Source organism: Vibrio sp. 11-4(1), assembly GCF_013048625.1.
Lineage (GTDB): Bacteria > Pseudomonadota > Gammaproteobacteria > Enterobacterales > Vibrionaceae > Vibrio > Vibrio diabolicus.
On the sequence record NZ_VHSY01000002.1, the window covers coordinates 432,770 to 448,793 of the forward strand.

The 16,024-nt window shown below is 43.1% G+C and carries 16 protein-coding genes and 1 riboswitch; of the genes, 4 read left to right on the forward strand and 12 right to left on the reverse strand.

Annotated features, from left to right (window positions below; translation table 11 throughout):
• Positions 1–324: 324 nt before the first annotated feature.
• Positions 325–1,926, reverse strand: a complete 1,602-nt coding sequence (gene tet(35), locus FKN16_RS05395; RefSeq protein ID WP_046874775.1) for a tetracycline efflux Na+/H+ antiporter family transporter Tet(35) — start codon at positions 1,924–1,926, stop codon at positions 325–327.
• Positions 1,927–2,035: 109 nt separating this feature from the next.
• Positions 2,036–2,218: riboswitch (Lysine riboswitch) on the reverse strand.
• 582 nt (positions 2,219–2,800) lie between these two features.
• Between tet(35) and FKN16_RS05400 the strand changes: the two genes are divergently transcribed.
• Positions 2,801–3,208: an H-NS family nucleoid-associated regulatory protein gene (locus FKN16_RS05400; RefSeq protein WP_005390863.1), complete on the forward strand. Its 408-nt coding sequence runs from the start codon at positions 2,801–2,803 to the stop codon at positions 3,206–3,208.
• Between the two features lie 127 nt (positions 3,209–3,335).
• Here the strand turns inward: FKN16_RS05400 and FKN16_RS05405 are convergent, their stop codons facing one another.
• On the reverse strand, positions 3,336–4,640 hold the full coding sequence (locus FKN16_RS05405) for an inosine/guanosine kinase (RefSeq protein WP_005390861.1): 1,305 nt from the start codon (positions 4,638–4,640) through the stop codon (positions 3,336–3,338).
• Positions 4,641–4,757: 117 nt separating this feature from the next.
• Entirely contained in the window at positions 4,758–5,027 is a 270-nt protein-coding gene (locus FKN16_RS05410) for a hypothetical protein (protein ID WP_005390859.1), read from the reverse strand.
• Positions 5,028–5,215: 188 nt separating this feature from the next.
• On the opposite strand from FKN16_RS05410, the gene mnmA reads away from it, so the two are divergent.
• From mnmA to purB, 3 genes are all read left to right on the forward strand, one after another.
• Entirely contained in the window at positions 5,216–6,340 is a 1,125-nt protein-coding gene (gene mnmA / locus FKN16_RS05415) for a tRNA 2-thiouridine(34) synthase MnmA (protein ID WP_005390857.1), read from the forward strand.
• Between the two features lie 10 nt (positions 6,341–6,350).
• Positions 6,351–6,968 carry a high frequency lysogenization protein HflD gene (gene hflD / locus FKN16_RS05420; protein WP_006743048.1) on the forward strand — a complete coding sequence of 206 codons (618 nt, stop codon included), beginning with the start codon at positions 6,351–6,353 and terminating at the stop codon, positions 6,966–6,968.
• A 147-nt stretch (positions 6,969–7,115) separates the two neighbouring features.
• Complete coding sequence (gene purB, locus FKN16_RS05425; protein WP_005390853.1) at positions 7,116–8,486, forward strand: adenylosuccinate lyase; 1,371 nt, start codon at positions 7,116–7,118, stop codon at positions 8,484–8,486.
• Between the two features lie 116 nt (positions 8,487–8,602).
• On the opposite strand, the gene FKN16_RS05430 is transcribed toward purB, so the two are convergent.
• From FKN16_RS05430 to htpX, 9 genes are all read right to left on the reverse strand, one after another.
• Positions 8,603–9,124: a DUF3833 domain-containing protein gene (locus FKN16_RS05430; RefSeq protein WP_085343606.1), complete on the reverse strand. Its 522-nt coding sequence runs from the start codon at positions 9,122–9,124 to the stop codon at positions 8,603–8,605.
• 11 nt (positions 9,125–9,135) lie between these two features.
• Positions 9,136–9,729, reverse strand: a complete 594-nt coding sequence (locus FKN16_RS05435) for a chalcone isomerase family protein (RefSeq protein ID WP_170902188.1) — start codon at positions 9,727–9,729, stop codon at positions 9,136–9,138.
• Positions 9,689–10,201: a DUF2878 domain-containing protein gene (locus tag FKN16_RS05440; RefSeq protein WP_170902190.1), complete on the reverse strand. Its 513-nt coding sequence runs from the start codon at positions 10,199–10,201 to the stop codon at positions 9,689–9,691. Before FKN16_RS05440 ends, FKN16_RS05435 begins: the two co-directional genes overlap by 41 nt.
• 6 nt (positions 10,202–10,207) lie before the next feature.
• On the reverse strand, positions 10,208–11,464 hold the full coding sequence (locus tag FKN16_RS05445; RefSeq protein WP_170902191.1) for a cyclopropane-fatty-acyl-phospholipid synthase family protein: 1,257 nt from the start codon (positions 11,462–11,464) through the stop codon (positions 10,208–10,210).
• Positions 11,458–12,276 carry a DUF1365 family protein gene (locus tag FKN16_RS05450; RefSeq protein ID WP_170902193.1) on the reverse strand — a complete coding sequence of 273 codons (819 nt, stop codon included), beginning with the start codon at positions 12,274–12,276 and terminating at the stop codon, positions 11,458–11,460. Before FKN16_RS05450 ends, FKN16_RS05445 begins: the two co-directional genes overlap by 7 nt.
• Before the next feature lies 1 nt (position 12,277).
• On the reverse strand, positions 12,278–13,588 hold the full coding sequence (locus FKN16_RS05455) for an NAD(P)/FAD-dependent oxidoreductase (protein ID WP_170902195.1): 1,311 nt from the start codon (positions 13,586–13,588) through the stop codon (positions 12,278–12,280).
• Positions 13,589–13,600: 12 nt separating this feature from the next.
• A complete protein-coding gene (locus FKN16_RS05460) occupies positions 13,601–14,326 on the reverse strand; it encodes an SDR family oxidoreductase (RefSeq protein WP_006743053.1) in 726 nt (241 codons plus the stop codon).
• Positions 14,323–14,742 (reverse strand): nuclear transport factor 2 family protein, encoded by a 420-nt coding sequence (locus FKN16_RS05465; protein WP_005390833.1) that lies wholly within the window; start codon positions 14,740–14,742, stop codon positions 14,323–14,325. The genes FKN16_RS05460 and FKN16_RS05465 overlap by 4 nt, the downstream gene beginning before the upstream one ends.
• Positions 14,743–14,967: 225 nt before the next feature.
• The gene (gene htpX, locus FKN16_RS05470; protein ID WP_005390832.1) at positions 14,968–15,837 is read right to left on the reverse strand and encodes a protease HtpX; all 870 of its coding nucleotides are present in this window, start codon (positions 15,835–15,837) and stop codon (positions 14,968–14,970) included.
• Between the last annotated feature and the right edge of the window lie 187 nt (positions 15,838–16,024).

The window sequence follows — 16,024 nt, forward strand, 5'->3', positions numbered from 1 at the left end:
GTGTAACGTGACACTGTGTAACAGACAACTCATCATATATCATTTACTTAGCCCCTCATCATAAATCTCTTGATATTACCGCCTTTAAAATCAACAACTTAAACTAGGCATAGTCTTTGCTTTCTTTGCTTAGAGCTAAGAAGAAGTCGGTTGATAGATTTTCTATCACAGCACAGAAAGGAGTGCTCAGAACACAAATAGCTCGCTTTTAACACGAAACGATTATCCCCAAAAACGCGATTGCCCCCCTCACCTAAATCGCGTTAAAAAAAAGCTCCGCTAAATTTAGCGGAGCTTCCTCTTTATTAAAAATACTGAGCTGTACTAGACATTTTGGCACGATGCCATTTTAGACTTCGACAACCAAGAAAGTGCTCCACATACAATAATAAATGTGATTGATGCAGCAATGAATGAGAATGCAATTGACGCAGTCATCCCCAAAGTAATGAAGCCAACACAGGAAACTAGCGCCACGGACAATGCATAAGGCAACTGGGTCGATACGTGATCAATATGATTACAACGTGCACCAGTCGACGACAGAATAGTGGTATCGGAGATAGGTGAACAATGGTCACCAAAAACGGCACCGGCTAAAACTGCACTTAGCATTGGGAGCATTAGCGCAAGATCGGTTGCACCAGCCATATCACCCGCAATTGGAAGCATAATGCCGAACGTACCCCAAGAAGTACCTGTTGAAAATGCCATTAGACCAGACAACAAGAATAGGATAACTGGTAGCCAATGTGGATTGATATTGCCCTGCGCCATTGTAGAAAGGTAAGAACCCGTCTTCATGTCACCGATAACCGAACCGATAGTCCAGGCAAATACCAGGATTAGAATCGCGCCAAACATAGACTTCGCACCAATCCAAAGTGTGCGTGCAATTTCACCCATTGGAAGACCTTGCTTCACAACAGTAAACAGTGCAACTGCTAAGCCAAGCAAGCTACCGTAGATTAGTGATGTACCTACATCTGTATTTTCAAACGCACCTAGAAGCGCAAACTCTTTGCCGTCAGCAACCAATGCTTGGCCACCCGTGTAAAGCATAGAAGCGATAGTCGCAATAATCAGCGTCACGATAGGAAGTACCAAGTCTGACACTTTACCCTTTTCGCTTTCACGGATATCTAGCTCTTCGTTTAGATCATGCGCTTCTTGCGAGTCGTTTTCTTTGTCTTTATCAAAGCCGCGGCCTTGAGATGCAGAGATTTCATGCTCACGCATCTTACCGATATCGAGGCCAAACCACGCCACAGCAAACACCATAAGCAGTGCAAAAACTGCGTAGAAGTTCATTGGAATAAGACGAACGTACGCGCCAAGAGCCGAATACTCAGTGATCCCATGTGAGACTAAGATACCGCCGATAATCGTAATAATGTAAGCACCCCAGCTAGAAGCAGGCATGATCACACACATTGGTGCAGCAGTTGAGTCTAGAATGTATGCAAGCTTCGCGCGAGACACATAAAAACGATCGGTTACTGGACGAGAAATGGCACCAACAGCAAGACTGTTAAAGTAATCGTCGACAAAAATGAATACGCCTAAAAAGGCAGCAAGAAGTTTGGAGCCGCGTTTACTCTTCACTCGAGATTGTGCCCATTCGGCAAATGCACGAGTACCACCAGATAGCGTTAATAATGCAGTTGTCATACCTAATAAGATTAGGAAACCAACAATGCTCATGTTCCAAGTGTTAATTCCGCCATCTTCAATAAAGACAGAAGAAACTTGAGAACTCACGTAACTAACGGTATCACCGATAGACCAGCTATTAAGTAGAACCGCACCCAGCACGATACCTACACCCAAGGAAACTAATACACGTCGAGTCAAAATCGCCAAAGTCAAAGCGACAATAGGTGGCAATAATGAAACAGGAGAACTAGAAAAATCTATTAAATTCATGATCTTCAAAAACCAAAGTTTGGCTAGAGATCTACTGCAGACAAGTCACGTAGCATACGATACGTGCTCATGTTGAACTTAGCGACAGGGAAGCGAACACTCCACCCAACCCTACAGTAGCGCTCCATAGTTTAATGTGAATATATACTATGGCAGTGTTGTTCCTTTCAGATACAACCCCAGCAAGTAACTTTGATGAGTTACTTACTTCGGCAATCTTCGCCTTCCACTATTATTCATTGGCATCACCCCAATAATAGCTACTCTTCGAGACCGCGCCTCTACGGCAACAACAAACAATTAACCACTAACTGTACAAATTAACAACAAATTGTCTGCAATATTGCATCAGGTAGCAGCCATTGTACTTATGATGAGAGTCAATGCAACACATCAAACTAAATTAAACAAATAAATAATGACTGAGATAATTTATAAACCTTGTCTACTTCAAGTTAGTTTTGTGCAACTGAAATCACATCAATTTTGTTATTTATGAAACATTATTACTACCTTAAAAATATCATGGTTTATCTTGTATCAATAAATTAAGGATATATGACACTCCATCAAAGATGGACGCTTCATATTTTTAAGTAATAACTCAACTTTTTTTATAAAAACCAAGCTGGCTCTATCTCTATACAATAACGAGTGTTGATTTCAATTCTCATCTAATAAGATTTATTTCGAGTGTAATAATATTTATTGCTTTAAAAAAATAGCTAAATTTAAACAAAATCTTGATTTAGTATTTGCACATAAGGAAAAGATAAAGTTAAATATAAGGACTCTTTGTTTATTTATAGATTGGCATTATTTAATCGTAACGATAAAAAGTGCCCAACACATTAACCTTTTAATAGGAATCGTTATGTCAGAGCTGACTAAAACCCTTCTAAATATCCGTAGCCTTCGTGCATTTTCTCGTGAGCTGACTCTAGAACAATTGGAAGAAGCTCTAGATAAACTAACTACTGTTGTAGAAGAGCGTCGTGAAGCAGAAGAAGCAGAACGTGCAGCACAAGCTGAGCAAGAAGCTAAGCTAGCAGAGATCGCAGAGAAAATTGCTCAAGACGGTATTGACGTAGAAGCGCTTATTACTGCGCTATCTGGCGAAACTAAGACGAAAGGCAAAGCGAAGCGTGCACCTCGTCCAGCTAAATACAAATACACAGACTCAAACGGTAATGAGAAGACTTGGACTGGCCAAGGTCGTACACCTTCTGCAATTCAAGAGCAACTTGATGCAGGTAAATCTCTGGATGATTTCCTGATCTAAATCCGCGCTATTTTTAAAAGGCTCCCAATGGGAGCCTTTTTTATTTGGTTCATTACAAATAAAAAAGGCGCATTTTTTAATGCGCCTTTTACTTTAGTTATAGAATGGTTAATTAAACTACTGTGTATTAACGTTCCCAGTATGCTTCTTCTAGGCTATCTTCTCGCTCAGGAAGCCCACGTGACAAACGTGGAGAATGTTGCACGAGAACTTCGTAGCTCGCACGGTTTGCGTATTTACATACTTGAGAAAAAGAAGAGTAAGTTAAATATTCGTTACTGTGCTTGCTTGAATTAGGCACATTTTCTTTATGGTATTTATTTGCCGCCATATCATGAAGAACAGCAGATAACGCAGCATCACCTGCACCATTGGTATTCTTGATTTTTTCTGGACCACCCATATATGGCGAGATATGTGAGTACACTTTTATTGGTGTTTCACATGTGTCTTTTTTCGCCGGACGACTAAATTCATAGCGATTAAATTCAGCGATTGACCCCGGAAGTAATGGCAAAGAAGTTTCGCGCTTCGCGCTGTCTTCCGTATAACCCGCCATAAATAGGCCTACAGGCCCCGCGGTGCACAATACTAGATCTGCCCACTCCAGTGTTTTATCAGATGCAGCAAGTGGGTCTGACTCACCCGTCAGAGCTTCTGCTTCATCTTCATTCATCGCAACGACTGAAACGTTATCTCGAATGAATTCTTGCCAATATTTCGGGTCATCTTGAATAACGAACTTCGTCCCAAGAGTCAGAACAACGGGCACATCATTCTTTTTCGCGTACTCAATCGCTTTCATTGTTGCTTCAGGCATTGGGTCGCCTTCTTTACAACGTACTAAATATGACGTTAGTACAAGCGCCGATGCATTTTTAAAGATTTTTTCTGGAATGCTATCAGGATGCAGTTGGTTCATTTGCCCTTCACTGATCGCAAAAGTACGTTCACCATCTTCTGTAATAAGAGCGAAACAACGACCGATAGCGCCATCAACACCTTGTAGGTAGTTCAAGTCCATGCGGCTTGATGTATTACAAAGGTAACGGTAGCCATAGCTGCCAATTTTGATATCCTGGCTCATCACTCCAAGCAGCGTAGAGCGATCATCTGCTAGCACAGAGTAGTTGTGTAGCGTGTTACCAATTGTGCCACCCGCATACTCATTGGTAATTAAGTTCTCTTCTTTAAGTTGCTGGTACAACTCTTCTGCTCTTTCGTCATCAATAACCAAAGAGTGACCTTTACTCAGACCGTACTTTTCAATCACATCCGTTGTAACTTTAGCTTCAATATCAACCAAAGTTTGGTCAATACCAATGATGTGAGTGCGCGTCATCTTCTTGCTTTCTTGTGCTTGGCTCACCAGCGGGTCACGAGCATGAACAGGAAAATAGTGCTTCGATTTGCGTTGTCCAGGAAATTTCATATTGTCAGTCTGAGTAAGGGGATGAAAAGGAGAACGGATTCTATACTGCTAATAATAAAGCGGCAATAAAAGCAATTATAGCAAACGTTTGCTAGCCGCTTTTTTCTTCTAGACTCCTTATTCACCTTCCATAAAACTTAGATCTGGCAGTTGCTCAAGGTGCTCGCAGTAACGCTTTAGGTTGAACTCACCTTCATTTTTCATCACATCGAAAATTTCAATCGACATGGCACATGCCATCATTGCAACCGCTTCTTCTCTAGGTGTCCCTGTCATCATTAAGCGCATTAGCGTCTCTTTAACTTTTAATGGATTGCCGTCCTCAAGTTGGTTTTCAACAATTTCAATCAACTCGGCTTCTTGCATAAACTGGTTTTCTTCGGTCATTTGGACTTTCCTCTTGGATTTTTGCCAACTATGCCATATATACCTCTTCTATACTTGCGAAATTGCCCGTTCGAATTTCTGTTGAAGAAAAATGCAGCGAAACGAATTGTGATTTCGATCTCGGATCTGTCACCGGTCTGTGGATTCTGATAGAATCTGCATCCCGTTTATTTAAGTGGTGTTTAGTAATGTCTGATAACAGCCAAAAGAAAGTCATCGTCGGTATGTCCGGCGGCGTTGATTCATCTGTTTCTGCGTATCTTCTCAAGCAACAAGGCTACCAAGTAGAAGGCCTGTTCATGAAGAACTGGGAAGAAGATGACAACGAAGAATATTGTACAGCAGCAGAAGATCTTGCTGATGCTCAGGCAGTATGTGACAAGCTAGGCATTCATCTACACACCATCAACTTTGCTGCCGAATACTGGGATAACGTATTTGAGTACTTCCTTGCTGAATACAAAGCGGGTCGTACACCGAACCCTGACATTCTTTGTAACAAAGAAATCAAGTTCAAAGCATTCCTAGAATTCGCTGATGAAGTGCTTGATGCTGACTACATTGCAATGGGTCACTACGTACGTCGCTCTTTCCCGGATAACGGTGAGAAACCAGCGATGTTGCGTGGCCTAGATGGCAACAAAGACCAGAGCTACTTTCTATATACACTAAGCCACGAACAAATTGGCCGTAGCCTCTTCCCTGTTGGTGATTTAGAGAAACCTGAAGTACGCCGTATTGCGGAAGAGCAAGGTTTAGTAACAGCGAAGAAGAAAGACTCGACAGGTATTTGTTTCATCGGTGAGCGTAAATTTACCGACTTTCTAGGTCGTTACCTTCCTGCTCAGCCTGGTAATATCGAAACGCCAGAAGGCGAAGTGATCGGTCAACACCAAGGTTTGATGTACCACACACTAGGTCAGCGTAAAGGTCTACACATCGGTGGCCGTAAAGGCGGCGGTGGTAATGAAGAGCCGTGGTTTGTTGGTGAAAAAGACCTAGAGCGTAACGTGCTAATCGCAGTCCAAGGTAAAGACCACCCGATGCTAAAATCAGAAGGTCTACTTGCGTCACAACTTCACTGGGTAGATCGTGAGCCAATTCGCGATGTTATGAAGTGCACAGTGAAAACTCGTTACCGTCAGGAAGATATTCCTTGTACAATCATCCCGATCGATGATGAAAACATTAAAGTGATCTTTGATGAACCACAAATTGCAGTGACGCCTGGTCAATCAGCAGTGTTTTATAAAGATGACGTATGTCTAGGTGGCGGCATCATCGAGCAACGCATTAAATATTCTCAAGCTTAGGAGTCGTTACGTGGCGAATACACTTTATGACCGTACTATCGCTTTCGCTGGTATTTGCCAAGCTGTCGCTTTGGTTCAACAAGTTGCGAGAAACGGGCATTGTGATCAAGATGCTTTTGAAACATCAATTAACGCTATTTTGAACACAAACCCTGCTAACACCGTTGGCGTATTCGGTCGCGAAGCCGATCTAAAGCTCGGTCTGGAGTGTCTGGTTAAAGGGATTGATAGCACCCCATCAGGCAGTGAGATCACTCGTTACATCATTAGCTTAATGGCGCTAGAGCGTAAGTTAAGCGCTCGCAACGATGCCATGTCCCAGCTTGGTGACCGTATCCAAATGGCCAAACGTCAGTCAGAGCATTTTGAGCTGCTAGATGATCAAATGATCAGCAATTTAGCAAGCATCTACTTGGATGTTGTTAGCCCTATTGGACCACGCATTCAAGTAACAGGCACGCCTTCTGTACTGCAACAAACGGCAAGCCAACACAAAGTCCGTGCTCTACTGCTATCTGGTATTCGTAGTGCCGTTCTGTGGCGCCAAGTAGGCGGTAAACGTCGTCATCTAATTTTTGGCCGAAAGAAAATGGTCGAACAGGCTCAAATCCTGTTAGCCAGAATATAGAATACTCTGCTAGCTCGCGTTTATCGCGAGCTACTTTTTTTCGAATAAAACAAATCCCGCGCAAACGTTTGCGCAATATTCGTGACAATTGCCACAGTTATTGGTATAACGCTCACGAAATTTAGAAACCCAATTCAGGAGAACATCATGGAACTGTCAGCATTGACTGCTGTTTCACCAGTAGACGGCCGTTACGGAAGTAAGACGATTGCGTTACGCGAAATTTTCAGCGAGTACGGTCTACTAAAATACCGTACTATCGTAGAAATTCGTTGGCTACAGAAGCTAGCGGCTACTGCTGAAATTGCAGAAGTGCCAGCATTCAGCGCAGAAGCTAACCAATTCCTAGACGACCTTGCTGCTAACTTCTCTGAAGAAGATGCACGCCGTATTAAAGAAATCGAGCGTACAACTAACCACGACGTTAAAGCGGTTGAGTACTTCTTAAAAGAGAAAGTAGCAGACGTTCCTGAACTGCACGCTGTTAATGAGTTCTTCCACTTTGCATGTACTTCTGAAGACATCAATAACACCTCTCATGCGTTAATGCTAAAAGAAGCACGTGAGCAAGTGATTCTTCCAGAAATCCGTAACCTAATTGACGCTATCAAAGCACTCGCAGTTGAATACCGCGACATTCCTCTTCTATCTCGTACACACGGCCAGCCTGCTTCTCCATCTACAATGGGTAAAGAAATGGCAAACGTGGCGTACCGTATGGAGCGTCAATTCAAGCAAATCGAAAACGTTGAGATCCTAGCGAAAATCAACGGTGCAGTAGGTAACTACAACGCACACCTTTCTGCTTACCCAGAGCTAGATTGGCACAAGTTCTCTGAAGAATTCATTACAGAGTCTCTAGGCGTAACTTGGAACCCTTACACAACACAAATCGAGCCGCATGATTACATCGCTGAGCTGTTCGACGCTATCGCTCGTTTCAACACTATCCTGATTGACTTCGATCGTGACGTTTGGGGTTACATTGCATTAGGCCACTTTAAGCAAAAAACCATTGCTGGTGAGATCGGTTCTTCAACAATGCCGCACAAAGTTAACCCAATCGACTTTGAAAACTCTGAAGGTAACCTAGGTCTTGCGAACGCAGTATTCGGCCACCTAGCACAAAAGCTGCCTATCTCTCGTTGGCAACGTGACCTAACTGACTCAACGGTTCTACGTAACCTTGGTGTTGGTGTTGGCTACGCAATCATCGCTTACACTTCTACGCTAAAAGGTATCAGCAAGCTAGAAGTAAACCGTGAAGCACTTCTTGCTGAACTAGACAAGAACTGGGAAGTACTAGCTGAGCCAGTACAAACAGTTATGCGTCGTTACGGCATCGAGAAGCCATACGAGAAACTAAAAGAGCTAACTCGTGGTAAGCGTGTAGATGGCGAAGCAATGCGCAACTTCATCGACGGTCTTGAGCTCCCTGAGCACGAGAAAGCACGTCTGAAAGAGATGACGCCAGCGAACTACATTGGTCAAGCGGTTGAGCTGACAGATAAGCTGTAATCACACCTTGATGATCTGCAATTGAAAAGGTTGACGTGAAAGCGTCAACCTTTTTAGTTAGGAAGAAATAATTTCGGTTATTTGGTAGTAATGCAAGAGGATAAATCCCTCAACTATTATGGCTGTTTTTGGAAGAATAAGGTTATTGTCCCGACCTCTATACCAAACTTTTTAATTTTGGTGAGATTGAAAACATGCTTCTCGTCCTGACGATAAAGCCAATCATCAAAAGCGACCGCTACTGTTGAGTCATCCATTTGCAACTCAAACTCATACTGCCACTGCAACGCATTGCCTTGCTCAATCCCTGTGGCTACACCAATAATATCCTCTGCTTTACCTTCATAGCGTCCATCTTCTAATTTGGTAATAACCCAAATTCGCTGGTCAACCTCTCCATCATCAAACACAAAGTCTTCCACCAGCGTCAACGTGTTACCTTCCACAGTACCCACGATGTCGACTTCAAAACGACGAGTTTGTTGTTCAGTGTAATCTTGGACCATCCCCCACGCCTTTGTATCGCCTTCAAAATAGCCGAATAAATCAAAAGTCGGTGTAGAAGATTGATAATGATCGATATCCGCTGAGCATGCTGAAAGTAAGGCCGCAGCGACCAAGGCGATTGATTTTAAAATTCGTTTAAGCACTATCTAACCTGCCCTATTAATTGTTTTCGAAGTTTCGGGAACTCTGTATTAGGTGACAACCATATAGACAAAAACGCATCGTTCATTCGCTCATCTTGAACGAAGCCGACTGTCTTAATTTGTGCAATGCCAGCTTGTCGGTAAAGAAGCTGACCAGTTTTACCATCGGTTAAGTAAGTAAGCTCATCCCCCTTTTTTATATCAGGGAACATACGGTTTAGTTCACTGATCCAACTTTTTCGATATGATTCAGCAAAACCAAGCTTTGCCCATTGCTCATCAGTTACATCAAGCAACTGCTGCTTGCTGATGTCTCTTTGATAGTTAATCTCCAATGCCAGAGGGTGTGGTGATACATCGCCATTTACAATGAACTTTCCATCAGGTGCGCTTAGTCGAGACTGATATATATCGAAGATGAACCATGTGAGTTGTGCCTCACCGACGGTTTTCCAACCCTTCCAACTCGACATCTTATCTGCGTTTTCACTGTTTCCAACTGGCTGAGCTTGTAGAGCAAAGGAGCCCATAACTACTAGAGAAGCAACTACCTTAATCAGCCTCTGGGTTAAATCTCTCTTCAAGCTTTTCATATCCGTATACCTTGAGTATCAAAAGTGTCATGGCAAACCATTCAGCAAATAGAATGACCAACGTGACGCTGGTATTAAATCCATATTCAACGACTTGGAGCTTGTAACCGGCGTAGTAACTGACGGTTCCTCCAACGCCACCTACAATTGATACGTAGATTTTTGGGAAACGGTACAAAACAGGCTTGAGCTGATAGGCATACCAAGAGAACAAAACCCAAAGGCACAACAACCAAATGGGTAACCATTGTGTTGGAAAGACAAAAACAGAAAACTGTTGATTGAGCGTATCGAGCACTACACCCGCCAAAACGATACTCGCGATGTGCTTCAAGGCAGAAGCGTCCATCCTCCAACAATAGACAAGAGTAAGAAATGTTAAGATCAGTGTTAGCCACTGCCATTGATAGGTCCCAAGCACTGCAGAGAACCAACAGAGCTGGAACCATGTAGAGGCAATCAGCAACTTCATAACGGTTTAAGGTCGCTGGAATGTCATGTGAACGGCACTGATACTTCGAGCTAAAAAGCCGCCTTCACAATAGCTCAGGTAATAGCGCCACATGCGGACAAAGCGGTCGTCATAACCGAGAGAGCGTACGTGCTCTTCAGCTTGATTAAATCTAGAGTGCCACTCGCTCAAGGTTTTCGCATAGTCCAAGCCAATATCAAATAAGTCTCTCACCACCAAGTCACTGTATTTGGTCGCAGCTTGAGTTAAAGATGTAACCGAAGGTAAAAAACCACCTGGAAAGATATATTTCTGGATAAAGTCAACGTTGTTACTGTAGTAATCATAACGCTGGTCAGCGATAGTGATGGCTTGAATTGCCATTAAACCACCCGGCTTGAGTAATGATTGGCATTGCTTGATGTAGGAAGGCAAAAATTGTTTTCCAACCGCTTCGATCATTTCTATCGAGACTAACTTATCGTAGTGACCCGAAAGGTCTCGATAGTCTTGTTTTAATAGAGTGATCTTGTCACCCAAATTTCGCTCTCTAATTTCTTGTTCAGCGTAAGCATGCTGCTCTTCAGAAATCGTCGTTGTCGTTACATGACAACCATATTGCTCTGCCATGTAAATGGCCATAGCACCCCAACCTGTACCGATCTCAATCACTCGATCGGATGGTTGAAGCTCAAGTTGCTGGCACAAACGATCCATTTTGTTGATTTGCGCTTGTTCCAAAGTATCGTTGTCTTGCACATATAAGGCCGATGAGTACAGCATGTTGTCGTCTAAAAATGACTCGTACAAATTGTTGCCCAAGTCGTAATGCGCATGAATGTTTTTACGAGAGTTCTCTTGAGAATTGCGGTTGGTCCAATGACTGAACTTGTACAGTATTTTAGTCAGCCAACTTCCTTTCTCTTCAAGTTTATCTAGCGCGCGCATATTGAGAGCCATAAGTTTCATTAACGAGGTTAGATCCGGGCTGTCCCACCAACCATCCATATAAGCCTCACCCGCTGCAATGCTGCCACCTTGCAAGATTCGCGAGTAAAAGCCAGGATGCTTTACCTCAATCGTCGCCACAACAGGCTGACCGCTGTATTCACCGTTGGGCGCATTAAAGCGCTCGCTTCTTTCTGTCGTTTCCGTCTTAAAGCTTTCAATAACAGTTAAGCAGCCGATTTCCATTTTTTGCAGACATTGAAAAATAACTCCGCGAGCCGCCTTTTGTGTTGTCGTCAATTTGCGCGGCAATGTCATAGAACTGGTATTTAACATGCAGAATTCTCCTTGTGCTTTTTATTTTTTTTGTCTGTTTTTTTAGTGTCGGCTTCTATTTCGTCGTGTGTTGAATATTTAGGATGAGAATAAAAAGGCGCGCCTTTCACCCAAAGTTTTAATGCGTGCCAATAAATACCAACCATTACTTTTACCGTCTGTATTGGCATAACGATCAAACACTTCAATAAGCTTTTGCTCGAAAACACTTGAGCTTTCATTGTCATCGTCGCATCAAAGTGCTTTTCGCTTTTGTGGCATTCAAGATGAATCCTTAACTTGTCCGTCAGTGGTTTAATCTTCCAGTGATACTGTTGGTCAATCGGATTAAACGGAGAAACATGAAAGGCTTTCTCTTGTTCCCATCCAAAGTTTTCATCGTTTTGCTCAGCAGCGACTGCGTAGTAATGACGCTCGTTCCAAGGTGTATTGCTGACTTCAGCTAAGAGGTATTTCCATTCCCCTTCTTTGTTATAAACGTAGTAGAAATTCACCGGACTAAAATAAAGTCCTAAATAGCGCAAATGACAAACAGCGATGACCTTGCCGATACAACGAACACCTGTTAACTCTTCAATTTTGTCGTGTACGGCCACCTTTAAGCAGCCCTTACCAACATAGTCACTGCGTTTAAAGCGTGCCCAATGCCACCAACGAGAGCCAAAACCCCAAACTTTTTCCTCTAGTTTTTTTAGCTCATCAACGTCAATAGCTGGCATAAACAATGAGTAGTTTAATTCATGTTTTATCGGCGTGAACCTGCGATGCCGAACGTTGCCAACAAACAACTGGCTGTTCATTTGGCTATCCATATCACGCTGCACCTTTTTCTAAGTTGACAGCAGTATGAACGCGATATTTCTCTTCAAGCCCTTTCACTACGTCCAACGCGCTGCGAACGCCATCCTCATGGAAACCGTTGTACCAATAAGCGCCGCAAAACCAAGTATTGTTCAGCCCTTGCACCTCTTCTTTACGTTGCTGTGCAGCGATAGAGTCGGTGGAGAACACTGGATGGTGATAGGTAAACGTCCGTAATACTTTGCTCGGTTCGATCTGCTCAGTGCTATTTAGCGTGACACAGAATGTGTGCTCAGATTGAACATGTTGGAGAATATTCATGTTGTAAGTGAGCGAAGGGAGACGTTGCTGTTCGTCTTCACTGCCCTCCAGTAGGTAGTTCCACGAAGCCCACGCCGCTTTACGCTTTGGAAGTAAACTCGTATCAGTGTGAAGCACCACTTCATTCGCTTGATAAGCCATATTACCCAGCACCTCTTGCTCGACTGGGCTAATGTCACCTAACATGTTCATCGCTTGATCACTGTGACAAGCAAAGATGACATCATCAAACCAGTGCATTTCACCGTTAACTTTTAAACCCACACCATTCTCACTACGGAGCACTTTTTCTACCGGACTATTGAGTCGAATTTTATCGATAAAACCTTGAGTCAAAGGTGGAATGTACTCACGAGAGCCACCTTTAATTACATACCATTGCGGTCTGTTAGTGACATCAAGCAATCCGTGATTTAAGAAAAAGCGAAGGAAAAACATCAGCGGAAATGCGCGCATGTCCGCTAAAGTCGAAGACCAAATTGCAGCGCCCATCGGCAAAATGTAGTTATCTGAAAAGAAAGTACTGAAGTTGTGCTCATCAAGAAACTCACCTAGCGTCTGAGAATGACTCGATTGTTTGCTAGCGACGCTTTTGGCAAGTTTGTTGAAACGAAGGATCTCGAAGATAAAACGATAGAACTTAGGATTTACCCAATTGCGCTTTTGAGCAAATAATGTCGACACGGTATGACCGTTATATTCCAAGCCATTGCCGTCGTTTCTTACGCTGAAGCTCATCTGGGTTGGCAATCCTTCGACACCAATCTCGTTCATCATTTTGATGAAATTAGGATAAGTGCGATCGTTGTAAACGATAAAGCCCGTATCAATCGCATATTCTTTACCATCGAGTTTTACATCCACCGTCGCGGTGTGCCCGCCAATGTAATCGTTAGCTTCAAATACGGTGACATCGTGCTCTTTATGTAGATAGTAACCACACGTAAGGCCAGCAATTCCAGTCCCCACAATCGCTATATTCTTTCTTCCTGCTGTTTTCATTTTTATTCCTTCTTATGACACGAGTTTAGCAGTTAGGCGAGCTTGCCAACTGTATGGAAGTAACGAGATAAAACGTAAAATACTGGTAAACCTCGCGGGGAAATAGATGTGAGTCTTGTTGGCAGCCAACTGTTTTCTGATAGAGTTCGAGGCTTGCCGCGTAGAAATAATCATCGGCATTTCGAAGTCATTTTTGTCAGTTAACGGGGTTTCCACAAAGCCTGGGAACACGGTCACTACTTGAATGCCCTTCTTCTTCAAATCAACAGCTAATGTGCGAGCAAAGTAGCTCACAGCGGCCTTAGAAGCGCCGTAGGCTTCAGCCCTTGGTAACGCGACTTCTGAAGCGATAGAACCCACGATAACGATGCGATGCCCTTTATCTAAGTGTGGTTGGCAACCTTCTACGCAGTTGGCAACACCAACGACGTTTACATTCATCACACGCGCCATGAGTTTCGCGTCAACCACACCGTTGTCCATATACTCACAATCCCCTGCATTAAAAACCCAGGTACTCGGCGTGAAAGGCAAACTGGACAGCGCCTGCTGAGTTTGTTCATGGTTTGTCACGTCAAACTGCAATGTATGGATATTAGAAGAAGCAGCCCCCAATTCAGCAAGAACGTCTTTGTTTCGCCCACAAGCAATAACGCTCCAATCAGAGTTCGCGTAATCTAAAGCCAGTTGCTTCCCTATTCCGGAGGTAGCGCCAGTGATTAAGATAGTATTGTTCATTGTCCTAACCTCTGCTTGATGGTTTTTACGACTGAGCCAAGTAAAGGTAAGTTTTCGTAAAGCATTTCTCCGAGATCAAAGTAATCTCGGTGATAAATAACTTGGCCTTCGCTGAATTTAAGATGCGACACACCATTAACGAGAATAGGTGCACCTTTTTGAAGTTTGGGATGCTGAAGATCCATGGTCCACGTTAGGAAGCCAGTATCTCCGACTTGTTGATGTTCGTGGATAACAAAGTCACAGCTTATGACGTTGGCATATAATGATGTGAAGTAATCTGAAAGTGCAGGCCACCCCTCTAAACGATGGGCAGCATCTTCAAAGACGACATCTTGGTGATATACGTCTTTAAGCAGATGTAAGTTCGCTTTATTCAGCTTTTGATAGATATTGCCAACAGACTGTATGTCCATGTGTTTACTCCTACATGCCCATCAAGTTGTACAAAATTATTATATGTACAAGATAGTTCATTCTTTAAAAGTTGTACAAAAATTATTTTGTATAACTTTATTTCTGTAGGTAGATACGTGATGAATCTCGCAAGCGATCAATCGATCAAAAAAAAGGCTTGGTCAAAACCAAGCCTTTTCAGGAAATTAACGATTACTTTCGTGTGCGCTGTCAGTTTTTTACAACTAGTATTGCTGACTACGTAACGCTGCAATACGTTTATCTAGCGGAGGGTGGCTCATCAGAAGCTCAGTCAATGACTGCTTGCCATTGATACCGAATGCCATCATTGTGCCATCAAGTTGAGATTCGTGACTCATCTTCAAACGTTCCAATGCCGCGATCATTTTCTCTTTACCAACTAAGTGAGCAGCACCTGCGTCGGCATGGAATTCGCGATGACGGCTGTACCACATGGTAATAAAGCTTGCTAAGAAACCAAACACTAGCTCAAGCACCATAGATACACCGAAGTAAACCATCATGTTTGTACCTTGACCTTCTTCATCATCGTTCGATGCCACAATATTGGCGATAAAACGGGATAGGAAGATAACAAACGTGTTCACAACGCCTTGCATCAATGTCATCGTGACCATGTCACCATTTGCAATATGGCTCACTTCGTGGGCCAGTACCGCTTCTGCTTCATCACGAGTCATATTGTGTAAAAGGCCAGTGGAAACCGCGACAAGAGAGTCATCTCGCTTTGCCCCCGTCGCGAATGCATTGATATCTGGTGAGTCATAAATAGCCACCGTTGGCATACCAATACCCGCTTGCTGAGCTTGACGACCCACAGTTTCGACTAACCAATGCTCAGTTTCGTTACGCGGACTTTCAATGACCATACCGCCAACCGAGCGCAGTGCCATGCCCTTTGACATCATCAACGAAATAAGTGCACCACCAAAACCAAATATGGCGGCCATAACTAGCAAACCAGAAAGACTGCCAGGTTGCATTCCAGTGGTAGCGTAAACAATATTCAGAACAACACTAAGCACTAGCACGACAGCTAGGTTAGTTGCTAGGAATAACATAATTCGCTTCATTACTTTTCTCCGAGGAAGCTTATCGTTTTTTTAAAACGGATTGTTATAAGGAACAGGTGGTAATCGCTGTAAAAGCCAATTCCGCTAAGTTTCATGCTCCGTGCGTTATAGATATAGTCTATCCGCGATAAAAACAAGGTTAAGCAATAAATTGCAACATTTGTTTTCGAGACTGAAAGATTATGTT

What these genes read in the sequence shown, in the direction of transcription:
- FKN16_RS05410 (WP_005390859.1), bottom strand. Translation starts at nt 5,027, where the DNA reads ATGACCGAAGAAAACCAGTTTATGCAAGAAGCCGAGTTGATTGAAATT.
- FKN16_RS05460 (WP_006743053.1), bottom strand. Translation starts at nt 14,326, where the DNA reads ATGAACAATACTATCTTAATCACTGGCGCTACCTCCGGAATAGGGAAG.
- FKN16_RS05405 (WP_005390861.1), bottom strand. Translation starts at nt 4,640, where the DNA reads ATGAAATTTCCTGGACAACGCAAATCGAAGCACTATTTTCCTGTTCAT.
- FKN16_RS05465 (WP_005390833.1), bottom strand. Translation starts at nt 14,742, where the DNA reads ATGGACATACAGTCTGTTGGCAATATCTATCAAAAGCTGAATAAAGCG.
- FKN16_RS05455 (WP_170902195.1), bottom strand. Translation starts at nt 13,588, where the DNA reads ATGAAAACAGCAGGAAGAAAGAATATAGCGATTGTGGGGACTGGAATT.
- FKN16_RS05400 (WP_005390863.1), top strand. Translation starts at nt 2,801, where the DNA reads ATGTCAGAGCTGACTAAAACCCTTCTAAATATCCGTAGCCTTCGTGCA.
- FKN16_RS05440 (WP_170902190.1), bottom strand. Translation starts at nt 10,201, where the DNA reads ATGAAGTTGCTGATTGCCTCTACATGGTTCCAGCTCTGTTGGTTCTCT.
- htpX (WP_005390832.1), bottom strand. Translation starts at nt 15,837, where the DNA reads ATGAAGCGAATTATGTTATTCCTAGCAACTAACCTAGCTGTCGTGCTA.
- FKN16_RS05435 (WP_170902188.1), bottom strand. Translation starts at nt 9,729, where the DNA reads ATGAAAAGCTTGAAGAGAGATTTAACCCAGAGGCTGATTAAGGTAGTT.
- mnmA (WP_005390857.1), top strand. Translation starts at nt 5,216, where the DNA reads ATGTCTGATAACAGCCAAAAGAAAGTCATCGTCGGTATGTCCGGCGGC.
- FKN16_RS05450 (WP_170902193.1), bottom strand. Translation starts at nt 12,276, where the DNA reads ATGGATAGCCAAATGAACAGCCAGTTGTTTGTTGGCAACGTTCGGCAT.
- FKN16_RS05445 (WP_170902191.1), bottom strand. Translation starts at nt 11,464, where the DNA reads ATGTTAAATACCAGTTCTATGACATTGCCGCGCAAATTGACGACAACA.
- purB (WP_005390853.1), top strand. Translation starts at nt 7,116, where the DNA reads ATGGAACTGTCAGCATTGACTGCTGTTTCACCAGTAGACGGCCGTTAC.